Annotated in this window: 13 protein-coding genes; 1 reads left to right on the top strand and 12 read right to left on the bottom strand. The window is 71.6% G+C overall.

Annotation, left to right across the window (positions count from 1 at the left end; translation table 11 throughout):
* The first annotated feature begins 148 nt into the window (after positions 1-148).
* Entirely contained in the window at positions 149-2,554 is a 2,406-nt protein-coding gene (gene gspD / locus WBG79_RS19865; RefSeq protein ID WP_337358958.1) for a type II secretion system secretin GspD, read from the top strand.
* A 13-nt stretch (positions 2,555-2,567) separates the two neighbouring features.
* Here the strand turns inward: gspD and WBG79_RS19860 are convergent, their stop codons facing one another.
* The 12 genes from WBG79_RS19860 to WBG79_RS19805 form a co-directional block, all read right to left on the bottom strand.
* Positions 2,568-2,948 (bottom strand): CesT family type III secretion system chaperone, encoded by a 381-nt coding sequence (locus WBG79_RS19860; protein ID WP_337358957.1) that lies wholly within the window; start codon positions 2,946-2,948, stop codon positions 2,568-2,570.
* A complete protein-coding gene (locus WBG79_RS19855) occupies positions 2,948-4,201 on the bottom strand; it encodes an HrpJ domain-containing protein (RefSeq protein ID WP_337358956.1) in 1,254 nt (417 codons plus the stop codon). The genes WBG79_RS19860 and WBG79_RS19855 overlap by 1 nt, the downstream gene beginning before the upstream one ends.
* A gap of 121 nt (positions 4,202-4,322) precedes the next feature.
* Positions 4,323-5,552, bottom strand: coding sequence for a type III secretion system export apparatus subunit SctU (sctU, locus tag WBG79_RS19850; protein WP_337358955.1), 1,230 nt, complete (start codon positions 5,550-5,552; stop codon positions 4,323-4,325).
* Complete coding sequence (sctT, locus tag WBG79_RS19845) at positions 5,549-6,397, bottom strand: type III secretion system export apparatus subunit SctT (RefSeq protein ID WP_337358954.1); 849 nt, start codon at positions 6,395-6,397, stop codon at positions 5,549-5,551. Before sctT ends, sctU begins: the two co-directional genes overlap by 4 nt.
* Positions 6,398-6,428: 31 nt before the next feature.
* Positions 6,429-6,695, bottom strand: coding sequence for a type III secretion system export apparatus subunit SctS (gene sctS / locus WBG79_RS19840; RefSeq protein ID WP_337358953.1), 267 nt, complete (start codon positions 6,693-6,695; stop codon positions 6,429-6,431).
* A gap of 11 nt (positions 6,696-6,706) precedes the next feature.
* The gene (gene sctR / locus WBG79_RS19835) at positions 6,707-7,348 is read right to left on the bottom strand and encodes a type III secretion system export apparatus subunit SctR (RefSeq protein ID WP_337358952.1); all 642 of its coding nucleotides are present in this window, start codon (positions 7,346-7,348) and stop codon (positions 6,707-6,709) included.
* 69 nt (positions 7,349-7,417) lie between these two features.
* The gene (locus tag WBG79_RS19830) at positions 7,418-8,476 is read right to left on the bottom strand and encodes a FliM/FliN family flagellar motor switch protein (protein WP_337358951.1); all 1,059 of its coding nucleotides are present in this window, start codon (positions 8,474-8,476) and stop codon (positions 7,418-7,420) included.
* Positions 8,473-9,219, bottom strand: coding sequence for a hypothetical protein (locus WBG79_RS19825; RefSeq protein WP_337358950.1), 747 nt, complete (start codon positions 9,217-9,219; stop codon positions 8,473-8,475). The genes WBG79_RS19830 and WBG79_RS19825 overlap by 4 nt, the downstream gene beginning before the upstream one ends.
* Positions 9,216-9,695: a type III secretion system stalk subunit SctO gene (gene sctO / locus WBG79_RS19820; RefSeq protein ID WP_337358949.1), complete on the bottom strand. Its 480-nt coding sequence runs from the start codon at positions 9,693-9,695 to the stop codon at positions 9,216-9,218. The genes WBG79_RS19825 and sctO overlap by 4 nt, the downstream gene beginning before the upstream one ends.
* Positions 9,692-11,077: a type III secretion system ATPase SctN gene (gene sctN, locus WBG79_RS19815; RefSeq protein WP_337358948.1), complete on the bottom strand. Its 1,386-nt coding sequence runs from the start codon at positions 11,075-11,077 to the stop codon at positions 9,692-9,694. Before sctN ends, sctO begins: the two co-directional genes overlap by 4 nt.
* Positions 11,074-11,715, bottom strand: coding sequence for a type III secretion system stator protein SctL (gene sctL, locus WBG79_RS19810; RefSeq protein WP_337358947.1), 642 nt, complete (start codon positions 11,713-11,715; stop codon positions 11,074-11,076). Before sctL ends, sctN begins: the two co-directional genes overlap by 4 nt.
* Complete coding sequence (locus tag WBG79_RS19805) at positions 11,694-12,428, bottom strand: hypothetical protein (protein WP_337358946.1); 735 nt, start codon at positions 12,426-12,428, stop codon at positions 11,694-11,696. The genes sctL and WBG79_RS19805 overlap by 22 nt, the downstream gene beginning before the upstream one ends.
* Positions 12,429-12,439: the final 11 nt, after the last annotated feature.

The following is a 12,439-nucleotide window of genomic DNA, read 5'->3' as shown; positions in this document are numbered from 1 at the left end:
TGACGCCTTGCATACAGCTCGAACCTAACTGCAATATCAGCTGACAAGAAAAAGAAGCAGCGCAACTTCTGTATCCGGGGCGAGAGGGCGGCGATGCCCGCCGAGAACCCGGTCGGAGACCGCCGCGTGGCGGGTCGGGGCAGGTCGTATGTCTTCAGTCGAGTGGTCCCTCTCCCGAGCCCGGCCCGCGCAACCGCGCGGCCCCGCCCCGGTGTGGCCCGTCCTGGCGCTCTGCCTCGTTCTGGCCGGATGCGGCAGCATCGCGGGCGACAGCTGCTCGGTCTATCACAGCGAGACCAACGACCGGGTCAACGACGGCAACTGCGACGGGGGCTTCCTGTCGGCGGTGAACCAGCGGGCGGTGCTGTTCGGCGGAGACAGCTCGCCGAAACTGTGGACCGGAGAGCCCGCCCGCAAGGGGCCGGTGGTCGACACCACGGCGATCAACAAGGCGCCGGCCAGCCAGGCGCCGGTCGTGGGCTGGGTGGGCTCCATGCGGGTCGAGTACGCCTACGACGGCGCCGCCACGGGGCGCGACCTCACGGACCTGCGCAACGCCGGCGGCAAGCCCGACGACCGTGGGGAGCGCGTCACCGTCAACTTCGACAAGGTCACGATCGACCAGTTCCTGAAGCAGATGCTGTCCGGCGCGCTCGGGGTCAACTACGTGGCGCCGGAGTCGCTCGGGGGCTCGATCTCGTTCCGCACCGAGCAGCCGCTGCCCAAGAACCAGGTCCTGCAGGTCGTGCGCGACATCCTCGCGCGGAACGGCCTGACCATGAAGTACCTGAACGGCGTCTACCACATCGGCCGGCCCGAGCTGATCGCCAGCCTGGAGGCGGTCGGCAATGCCGGGCGCAGCGGCGAGGCGGTGACCCGGGTCATCAAGATCCGCCGCGGCAGCGCCAACGAGGTCGTCGGCTTCGTGCGCCAGGTCGTGCCCGACTACGTCCAGATCCTGCCGACCAACGCGCCCGATTCGCTGCTCGTGCGCGGCCCGCAGATGGACGTCGACAAGCTCGGCGAGCTGATCGACGTGGTCTCGGCGGGCGGGCTCACCGAGGATCGGGTCGCCATCATCCCGCTCGCCCACAGCGCGCCCGACAAGGTGGCGCTGCAGCTCAACGAGTTCTACCGGGCCCGCATCGCCAGCGCGGCCGAAAGCGTCACCATCCTGCCCTTGGAGCCGCAGCAGGCCTTGCTGGTCGGGGCCAGCGACCGGCGGCTGATGGACGGCGTGAGGGCGCTCGCGGCGCAGATCGACCGCGACCTCGGCGAGGACGTGACGCTGCGGGTGATCCCGCTCGAGAACCTGTCCGCCGAACAGACCGCCGAGCAGCTCACCGCCATCCTGGGCGGCGGCAACGGCTCCGCGGGCGGGGGGCGCAGCGGCCTAGCGGCGGCGCGCGGCCCTGGGGAGGCCGGGGCGTCCGGCGGCCGCGCGGGCAACCAGGCGCCGGCCCGTCCCATGCCGACCGTGCGGCCCGGACAGTCCGGCGGCGGAAGCGACGAGGACGGTGGCGACATGCCGGCTCCGGGCTTCGCGATGGGCGGGGCCGGTGGCGCCGGCGGCAGCGGCCCCGGCGGCCGGGGCGGGACGGCGCCGGGCTCCGGCGGGAGCTCGGCCGGCGTGGTCGCCGGCGGAGGGCTGGGCATCCGCATCGCGGCCGATACCCGCAACAACACGATCATGGTCTATTCCAACTATTCCATGTTCAAGCGCGTGCGCGAGGTGCTGAAGGCGCTCGACGTGCCCCAGTCGCAGGTGGTCATCGAGGCGACCGTGCTGGAGGTCGACATCAACGACAAGCTCCAGTACGGCGTGCAGTGGTTCCTGCGCGGGGCGGGACTGCTGGTCCGGTCGGCAGCCGACCCGAATGTCCGGGATCCCGGCACGGCGGGCGGCATCGTGGCCGCGACGGTTTCGCTCGGGGACGACATCAAGGCCGGCACGGTCATCACCGCCCTGCAGTCGATCACCTCGGTGAAGATCCTGTCCTCGCCCTATCTCACGGTCGTCGACGGCAGCGCCGCCCGGCTGCAGATCGGCGACCAGGTTCCCTTCGCGTCGCGCACACAGTCGTCCAACAATCTCGGGACCGTGACGGTCACCCAGGAGATCGAGGTCCGGGACACGGGCATCATCCTGGAGGTCACGCCGCGGATCCGCTCCAACAACAGCGTGCTCCTGTCGGTCAACCAGTCGGTCAGCAAGGCGCAGAACAGCGCGCTCCTCGGCAACACCACGCCGGTCATCTCCAACCGCCAGCTCAAGTCGGACGTGGTGGTGCAGTCGGGGCATACGGCGCTGCTCGGCGGGCTGATCCAGGAGCGCACCGAGAAGGGCGAGGACGGCGTGCCGGTCCTGCGCACGGTCCCGCTGGTCGGCAACCTCTTCAAGACCAACTCGGACAACGTCCAGCGGGTCGAGATGGTCGTCATGATCACCCCGCGGGTGATCCGGCAGACCTCGCAGATCGAGGGGATCACGCGCCTCCTGCACGGGCAGCTCTACCCGCGCAACATGGAGAACCCCGCACGGGCGCGGCCCTGACCGAACGCTCGCGTTAGGGGAAGCCGGCGCGCAGGTCCGTGAGGGCGCGCAGCGTCTCGTCGAGGGCCGGCAGGTCTACCTCGGCGTCTTCGATGGCGAGCGTCAGGACGAAGCTGTCGTCGGGGGCGATGCCCGCATGGGTGTAGCGGCCGGTCGACGGGTTGCGACCGGCGCAGGCGAGCAGGGCCAGCTCGTCCTCGGGGCGGGGGCGGTCCGGTGCCCAGGCCAGGCTGACGAGGAGCCGGTCTCCATCTTCGGCCGGGGTCAGCGTGAGCAGGCCGGCGCCGGCGATGAGGAAGGAGACGGTGCCGTCGCGGGCGGGGCGCGGCGCGAGGCCGACGCTGGCGGCGAAGCGTTCCACGGCGGCGGCGGCGCGCGGCGAATAGGCGGCCATCAGCGGTTCTCCGGCTGGTGCTTGTTGCGGGACGGCCGACGGGCGTCCTCCTCGCGCTCCCGCTCCTTGTCCTCCTCGGCGGCCTCGTACTCCTCGTCCTCGGCGCCGACGAGCTGGTTCAGCAGCGTCCCGAGCGTGGCGACCTGCTGCTGGCGCGCCTGCAGCGAGGGCATCACGTCGTCGGGCAGATCCCCGTGCAGGCCCCGGAGCCCGTTGGCGAGCACGACCTGGCTGCCGAGGGAGGCTTTCTCGTAGCCGCCCAGGAGGCCGCGGGCGTCGGCGAGGTTCACGGCGGCCTTGGCGGCGAAGTTCAGGAGGCGGCTGGTCATCTCGGCCGGGCTGGATAGGCCGCGCTCGGAACGGGGCATCAGCCGCTCGGTCTGCGACAGGAGGGACCGGGTGCCCTCGAAGGCGCTCTGCATCCGCTTCAGCTTGCCGAGCTCGGTCAGGAGCGCATGCAGGAAATCGGGATCGCTCGAGGGACCGGTGGATGCGAGATCGGTTCCGGCGGCCGACATGAAGGCATCGACCAGGGCGGCGAAGTTCTTGTCGATGTCGAAGCGGCGGAGGCCGTCGAACAGCGTGCCGAGGTTCGGCTGCTCGCGCAGCATGGACCGATAGGTGTCGCGGACCGCGCCGGGGTCGGTCTCCATGGTGGCGGCGGCCCTGTCGGCCGCCTTGGCGGCCGCGAAGCCGGCCCGCACGTCGCGCGCTAGGTCGCCCTTCTCGAATTCGGCCTTGGCGGCGTCCAGCAGCGCGTGGAGCTCGTCGGAGGCCCCGGCGGTCTCGAAATACTCGCGCGCCACCTCGAGGGCGGCAAACTGGTGGGTGACGTCCGGATCGAGCTGCTGCAGGGCGGCCAGCACGTCCTCCGTGGTCGGCTGCCCCCCGCCGCTGCGGCCCTTCTCGAGCAATTCCTCGAAGGTCTTGAACTGCTCGACCAACTGCTTCAGCGCATCCTCGCGCGGCATGTTGGGGAGCTTGTCGAGGTAGTCGGCGATCCGCTGCAGGGCGTCGATGTTGGTGCCCTGGCCCTGGCGGACCTGGCGCTGGCCGAGGGTCTTCTTGTCGGCCCGGTGGGCCACCGACATGCCGATCTCCTCGGCGGCGTCGTTGAGCTTGGAGGTGGAGTCGCTGAGGGCGACCTCCCGGCCGCGCCAGTCGCCGCGGACCTCGGACATGACCTCGGCGCCGACGGGGGAGATGACGTTGCTGGTCGCGAGGGACTGGCGGAGGGTCTCGATCGAACTCACCGGGCGAGCCTCCGTGCCGGGCGTGATCGGGTGGCCGGTCGAAAGCCTAGCCGAGGCGGCCGGGGGCCGGTGTCGCGAACATCACAGGCCGTTCTCAGCCGGCCGTCAGGTGCGGGCGCCGTCACGGCTGGGGCAGGTCCGGGACGACCGGGCCGGGCCCGAGGCGCGCCGCGTCGATGGCGCCGGGCGGGGGAGGGCGCCGGGGCGGCGGGGGCGCCGGCCCGTCGGCGGGGGCCGGGCCGCCGGGCCTGTGGTCGCCGGCCTCCATGTCGATGACGCCGTGGTCGAGCGGTCCGCCGTAGAGCGTGTCCCGGTGGCGCGACACCCAGGCGAGGATCTCGGCGACGGCGTCGAAGAGCTCCTCGGGGACATACTGCTCGACCTCGACGTCGGCGTAGAGCATGCGGGCGAGCGGCACGTTTCGGAAGACCGGAACGCCGGCGCGCTCGGCTTCGGTGCGGATGAAGTGGGCGTGCAGCATGCGCCCCTTGGCGACCACGATGGGCAGCGGCATCTCGTCGGGCCGGTACGAGATGGCGATGGCGAGGTGGGTCGGGTTGACCACGACGGCGGTCGCCTTGCGGGCGGCCTTGCCGGAATCGCTCATGATCAGCTCGTGCGCGAGCTGCTTGCGCTTGCCCTTGATGTGGGGGTCGCCCTCGCTCTCCTTGTATTCGCGCTTCACCTCGTCCTTCGACATCATCAGGCTCTTGGTGTAGGCGTGCCGCTGGTAGACGAGGTCGATCAGGGCCACGACGATCAGCGCGAAGGCCGAGTAGAGCAGCACCTTGTCGAAGGTCCAGCCGGCGACGTTGATGACGCAGGTCATGCCGCAGGGCAGGGCGGCCAGGAAGGGCCCGATCGCGTCGCGGACGACGATGTAGAGCAGGATCGACATGAAGACGATCTTGGCGATCGACTTCAGGTTCTCCACCAGGTTCTTCATCGAGAAGATGCGCTTGAAGCCGGCCGCCGGACTGATCTTGTCCAGGCTGGGCATCAGGCTCTCCATCGCGAAGATCGATCCGAACTGCGCGTAGTTCGCGGCCACGCCGGCGAAGATCACCACGCCGAGCAGGGGCATCATGATGCCGACCACGTCCCAGAAGGCGATCGAGAGGGCGTTGTAGCCGTTGGTGCGGAAGTCGCCGGTCGCCAGCAGCGCGACCTGGTCCATCAGCCCCACGAGCCGCACCAGGATCGAGTTCCAGGCGACCCAGATGTAGGCGATCGCGGCGATCAGCGAGGCGCTCGTCACCACCTCCTGGCTGCGCGCGACCTGGCCCTTGGCGCGGGCGTCGCGCACCTTCTTGGGTGTCGGGCTCTCGGTCTTCTCGCCGCCCTCGCTCATCGCGGGGCCTCCGGGGGCCCGGCCGGCGGCTTCACCCCCCAGGCGCCCTCGAGCAGGGAATAGAAGCCCTGGATGTAGCTGCGCCCGCGCTCGGATTCCTTGGCGGCGTAGGGCAGCAGGATCGAGAAGTAGAAGATGAGCATGAAGATCGCGAGGCCGCTCTTGATCGGCATCGCCAGGACGAAGACCTGGATCTGGGGGGCGAAGCGGCTGACCATGGCGAGCGCGAACTCGGCCATGAACATGACGGCGACGATCGGCGCCGCGAGCAGGAACATCAACCGCATGCTGTGGTCGAAGATGGCCAGCATGGCGCGCGGGAACTCGGCGCCGAAGAGCGGCAGGCCCCGGTCGATCGGCCAGGCGACGTAGGACTGGTACAGGATGCCGATGATCGGCAGCACCGCGCCGGTGATGAACATGTAGGTCAGGAAGGCCTGGGCGAAGAGGATGCCGAGGGGCGAGGTCTCGTGGCCGTGCAGCGGGTCGACGCTCGACGCGATGGCGGCGCCGCGCTGGTTGTCGATGAGGGCCGCGGAGGCCTGGACGACCCAGAAGATCCAGCCGATCAGGGTGCCGAGCAGGAAGCCGATCGCGAATTCCTTGAAGAAGTGCAGGGCCAGGCTCGGCACGGTCCGGTCGAAACGGGCCGCGTAGTCGAGGTTGACCGGGAGGATGTGGATCGATAGGGCGAGCACCGCCGCGGTGCGGGCGAGGCGCGGCACCGCGGTCGGGTTGAGGATCTGCGAGGCGAGCAGGAAGGCCTGGATGCGCGGCCAGGTGAGCAGAAGCGCGATGAACTGCTCGTCCAGAAACCCGGTCAGGACCTTGAAGGCTTCCTGCATGGCGCTCACCGTCCGGTCGCCGGACGGTCCCTCAGGTCATGTTCGGGAATTCGTTGAAGAGCTTCAGCGTGTAGACGAGCACCTCGTTGCCGAGGAGGCTCGCCATGGCGGCGATGGTGGCCGCCACCGCGATGAGCTTGATGGCGAAGGAGAGCGTCTGCTCCTGCACCTGGGTCAGGGCCTGCAGGAGGCTGACCAGGATGCCGACCACGGAGGCGACCAGGATCGGCGGCATGGACAGGAGCATGACCAGGATCATCGCCTCGGTGACCTGGTGGACGGCTTCGTTGGGCGACATGCGGGCGTCTCCTAGAGGTATGTCTTGACGAGACCGAGGATCAGCCGCGACCAGCCGTCGACCATGACGAACAGGAAGAGCTTGAAGGGCAGGGAGATGGTCAGCGGGCTCACCATCATCATGCCCATGGCGAGCAGGATGTTGGAGACGATGAGGTCGATGGCGATGAAGGGCAGGTAGAGCAGGAAGCCGATCTCGAAGGCCTCGCGCAATTGGCTGACCGTGAAGGCCGGCAGCACGACCGCGATGCTGTCGGCGTCGATCCGGTCGGACAGGCTCTTCGGCCAGAGGCTCTTGGCGGACTCCAGGAAGAACAGCTTCTCGCGCTCCGCCGCCTTCTCCTTCAGGAAGCGGGTCAGCGGGCCCTTGCCGTCGTCGTAGGCCCGGCGCAGGCCGTCGACGGAATCCACCGTGTAGTCGGCCTTCGACAGGATGTCGTAGGTCTCCATCGCGACCGGGGTCATGATGTAGCCGGACAGGATGATGGCGAGCGCGTTCAGCGCCATGTTGGGCGGAATCTGCTGCACGCCGAGCGCATTGCGGACGAGCAGGAAGACGACCGAGAGCTTGATGAAGGAGGTGGCGACCACCGCCAGGAACGGCACCAGCGCGGCCAGCGCCAGCACCATGATGAGGTTCAACGGATCGGTCATGCGCCCCTCGAAGCGGCCGCGGACTCGCGCGGCGGGTGGTCCTGCCCGGCCGGAAGCCGGCCTCTCGGCTCAGCCGAGCATGAGGCGGGTCAGCCGCACGGCCATGCGGTCGTCGATCCGGACGAGATCGCCGGTCGCGATCGCCTGCCCGTTGGCGCGGACCGTGACCTCCGTCCCGGGCCCGGGGGCAGCGAGGTCCAGTGGCACGACCGTGCCGGCGGTCCAGCGCTCGACCTCGGCGAGCGGAACGGTCAGGCGCCCGATGTCGAAGTCGATCACGAGGGGCAGGCCGGCGAGGCCCCGGCCCTCCTCGGGCCGGGCGAGGGGGTCGTCCGTCATGGGGGCGGTGTCTCCTGGGGCGGGGCGGTAGCGGTCCTGGTCGGTGACGGCGGCGAAGGTCCAGCCGTTGGCGCCGGCGGCGAGCGTGGCGGTCCGGTCGGCGACCCGCAGGCGAGCGGTGCCGGGCGGGGTCGCGGCGAGGACCACGAGGCTGCCGGCCTTGAGGTCGAGGAGCTCGCCGACCGTGGTCCGCATCGCGCCGAGGGTGACGAAGACCTCGACCGGGATCGTCGCGGCGAGGGCCGGCCAGACCTGCCGGGGCGCGAGCGCGCCGTCGCGGACCAAGGCCACGAGCCTGTCGGGATCGATGCCGGCGACGAGCCGGACGGGGGCGGGGACCAGGCCGGCGACCGTGAGCGACAGCCACTCCCGCGGTTCGGGCCCGCGGTCGGGGGCGCGGGCCAGGTGAGCGAGCGACCCGGCGCGGAGCAGGCGGGGGGCGCCGAGGGCGTTCTCGGGCGCGGCAGCGGCGAGGAGGGCCAGGATGCCCTCCTGCAGGCCACCGGACAGGGCGGCCGGCAGGGCGGCGATCTCGTCCGCCTCGATGTCCAGGCCGAAGAGCGCCTGGAACGGGAACGCGGCGATCACCAGCAGAAGCCGCGGCCCGGACGCGAAGGCGACGTCCAGCGCGACGGTGTCGTCGGCCGGCCGCGGCGCGGGCTCGAAGGTCAGGGTCGCGCCCTTGGCGGCGAGCGGCAGCGGCTGGCGCGCATAGGTGACGAGGGCGTTCCAGACGGCCTCAGGGCGGGCGAGCCGGCCCCCTGGGCCGGCGATCCACGGTGCGTTCATGGGCTGCCTCCGCCCGCCGCCCGGAACACCGCGGCCATGAGGCCGAAGCCGCCGTCCGCGGTCTCCGGGGCGGCCTCCGCCTCGATGCGGTCCAGGATCCGGACGGTGCGGTCCGGGAAGCGGGCGCGGAGGCGGAGGGCGAGGTCGGACGCCAGCGCCGACAAGGTCTCGGCCCCGAGCCCGCCGGCATGGGACAGCATCACGTCGATGCGGCCGGCGGCGAGGTCGACCGTGACGCTTGCGAGGCCCGTGTCGGCCGCGAGCTCCAGCCGGACGACGCTCGCCCGGCCGGCCGTCCCCCCGACGGGCGGCGCCTCGGCGAGGACGGCCACGCGCTCCGCGATCGCCATGGCGGCCCGCGCGGGTTCGCCGCCGGAGGGCGCAGCGCCGGCCCCGGGCCCGTCGCCGGCGGGCGGCGCCAGGGGGGACATGCCGGGGGCGAGCGGCAGCAGGAGGCCGCCGGCGCCGGCTTCCGCCAGCAGGCGGGCGTCGCGGCCGGGGTCGCGGTCCCGATCGCCGTCGCGCTCGCCCGTCCGGGATTCGGTGCCGGCGCGGGCGCGCTCGAGCCGGGCCTCGAAATGCGCCCGCTCGGCCTGGAGCGCCGCCGTGCCCGGCGGCCGGCCGCGGGCGTCGCCCGTGTCGGGTCGCCGTCCCTGGCCGCGCGGAACGGCGTCCCGGTCGCCCTGCCGCATGGACAGGCCGGGGTCGCGGTCGTGGCCGCCGGACTTGCCGATCTCGCTCATGCGGTCTTCTTCCTCTTGCGGCCGAACAGGTCCTCGATCTCGACCTCCTCGCGGGCGGCCTCGCCGGACGCGATCTCCTGCGCCAGTTCGTCGGTCAGGATGCCGTACTTGTCGCGGTCCTTGGTCGCCTGGCGGTAGCGGCGGGTCGCCTCCTCCAGTTCGCCGGCGATGCGCTTCTCGACGTGCTCGGCGCGCGCGAGGTCGTCGACGAGGTCCGCGTGGGCCTGTTCGAGCGCGAGCACCGCGCCCTTCACGTCGTCGATGCGGCCGAGGTCCACGACCGACCCGATGATCGCGGCGTAGGCGGCGTCGATCCGGGCGGGCAGGGTGCGGCGGCTCTCCTCGACGATCGCGCGGGCGGCGGCGGTGGCGGCCTTGGCGTCCTCGAGCTGCGCGCGCTTGGCCTGCATGACCCGGAAGGCCTGGTCGAGCTTCAGGGTCTTGACGCGCAGCAGGACCTTCAGCTGTCCGATCATCGGGTCAGCGCCTTCAGCTTGGCGAGGGTGGTGTCGAAGCTGTCGAACTCCTCGGTGCCCTGCTGCAGGAAGGCGTTGATGTCCTTGTACTTGGCGATCGCCATGTCGGCCTCGGCGTCGCTGCCCTTCTTGTATTCGCCGACCTTCACCAGGAGCTCGACGTCCGCATAGGTGGCGAGCCAGGACGTCACGCGCCGCGCCATGCGCACGTGCTCCTTGCTGGTGACGTTGTCCATCACGCGGCTCTTCGAGGTCAGCACGTCGATCGCCGGGTAGTGACCGGCCGCGGCGAGCTTGCGGGACAGGATCAGGTGGCCGTCCAGGATGGAGCGGGTCTCGTCGGCGACCGGCTCGTTCATGTCGTCGCCCTCGACCAGCACCGTGTAGAGCGCGGTGATCGATCCCTTGTCGTTCATGCCGACCCGCTCCATCAGCTTGGGCAGGTTGGCGAAGACGGAGGGCGGAAAGCCGCGCCGCGTCGGCGGCTCGCCGGAGGCGAGGCCGATCTCGCGCTGGGCGCGGGCGAAGCGCGTGACCGAATCCATCAGGAAGAGCACGCGCTTGCCCTGGTCGCGGAAGAACTCCGCGATGGCGGTCGCCACGAAGGCCGCCTTGGCGCGCTCCATCGAGCTCTTGTCGGAGGTCGCCACCACGATCACCGACTTGCGCATCCCCTCCGGGCCGAGGTCGTGCTCGATGAACTCGCGCACCTCGCGGCCGCGCTCGCCGATCAGGGCGAGAACCGTCACGTCGACGGCGGCGCCCTTGACCAGCATGGACAGGAGCGTGGACTTGCCGCCGCCGGCGGCCGCGAAGATGCCCATCCGCTGGCCTTCGCCGCAGGTCAGGATGCCGTCGATCGCGCGCACGCCGAGCGACAGGGGGCTGTCGATGACCCGCCGGGTCATCGGGTCGGGCGGGTCCTTGTAGACCGGGTACCAGGCCTCCGGCACGAAGGGGTCTGTCTTGCCGTCGATGAAGTTGCAGAGGCCGTCGAGGACCCGGCCCTGCAGGCCGGCACCGACCGGCACGGCCTGGACCCGGCCGGTGAGGCGCACCTCCGTCTTCGGCGAGACCCCCTGGGTCTCCCCGATGGGCGAGAGCAGCGCCTCGTCGTCGAGAAAGCCGACGCACTCGGCCATGAGGCGGGCGCCGGTCGACCGGGTGTGGAGCTCGACGATCTCCCCGACCTGCACCTCCGGGACCGTCGCGTGGATGATCGTGCCGACGACCTTCCGGACGCGGCCGGTCAGCGCGTAGGGCTGGAAGTCGACCAGGCGCGCGCGGGCGTCGTCGGCGAAAAGGCCGAGGCGTTCGGCGATGCGGCGCCGGCGCTCGTGGGCCACGGCCTCGATCCGGCCGAACCGGGCGGTCTCGGTCATGGCCCGGCGCCCTCCTCCGCGTCGACGGCGCGGGCGCGGGTCAGGATCGCCACCATGTCGTGAAGGCGGGCGCCGAGATCGCCGTCGACGCGCCCGATGGCGGACTCGACGATGACCCGCGGCGGATCCAGCGCGGCATCCTCGACGACGTCGATCAGCTCCATCTCGGGGAAGTTCGCCATCATCCGCTCGACCGCGGCCTTGACTGGGGCGTACTGGGCCGGCGCGACCCGGACCTGGGCCCGCGCGGCTCGGCGCATCTGCTTCAGCGCGGCGCGCACCACCGCCTCGGCCTGCTCGTTGGCCGAGAAGCCGTCGACGAGGCGCCGCACGCAGTAGACGACGAGGTCGGCGAGACCGCGCTCCACCGCCGCGAGGCCCTCGTCCAGCACCCGGCTCTCCTCGACCAGGCGGTCTACCGCCGCGAGCTGGGCCTCGGCGAGGCCGTCGGCCCGGCCGCGCGCCTTCTCCTCTTCGTAGGCGGCGCGGGCGGCCTCGACGATCCGCGCGGCTTCCGCCTCCGCGGCGGCGACGAGGTCGGCGGCGCCGTTCAGGGCACCCGTCTCGGCGGGGCCGAGGACGTGGGTTCCGGCCGGCAGGGCGAAGCCGAGGGCGTTCAGCCGATAGTATCCGACCATGCCGGCCGCCTCCGTCGCATGAGCCTGACGACCTGCTCGACATGGGTGTTCGCCATGGCGGCGATGCCGAGCCGCTCCGGGTCGTATCCCGAGGCCGGCCGGACGCGCAGCAAAAGCAGCGGAAGCAGCTCGGGCTCGACCGCTTCGACATAGCGGCCGACGCAGGCGAGGCCGTAGCGGTCCATGCGGGCCGAGGTCTCCGGGTCGGCGGGGTCGCCGGCGAGAACGTCGGCGGAGCCCGCGAGCGCGCCGAGCCCGGCGTGCAGGACCGGGGCCTCGTGCACCGCGACGGCGAACCCGGCCTCGCCCAGGATCGCGGCGGCCCTCGACCGCTCGGCCTTCAGGACCATGCCGGCGATCCGGCGGTGCAGGACGGCGGCGGCCAGGGCCCGGGCCGCGCCGGCGAGGGACTGGCCGTCGGCTGTCACCAGCAGGATGGCTGCGCGCGTGGCGGGTGCCGCGTCGATCCTGGCCAGGAGGCCGGGGCCGATCGGGAGCTGGTCGAGGTCCAGCGCTGCGGCGAGCGCGCGGTTGACGGGACCGCGGAACGCCGGCACGGCGAGCAGTGCCGCAAGGCTCCCGGCCGTCATCGTGCCGGTCCCGAAGGCGGGCGCGAGCCGGTCAGGGTGGGCGCGGTCGGCCGGACGCAGGACCGCATGGGCGAGGCGGGCGAGGAGGTCGAGCCGGCGGAGATCAGCGATACCGGCGGTCATGCGGCTCCCCC

The organism is Prosthecomicrobium sp. N25 (assembly GCF_037203705.1).
In the GTDB taxonomy this organism is placed as follows: domain Bacteria; phylum Pseudomonadota; class Alphaproteobacteria; order Rhizobiales; family Ancalomicrobiaceae; genus Prosthecodimorpha.
This window is presented reverse-complemented; position numbering and strand designations above follow the sequence as displayed.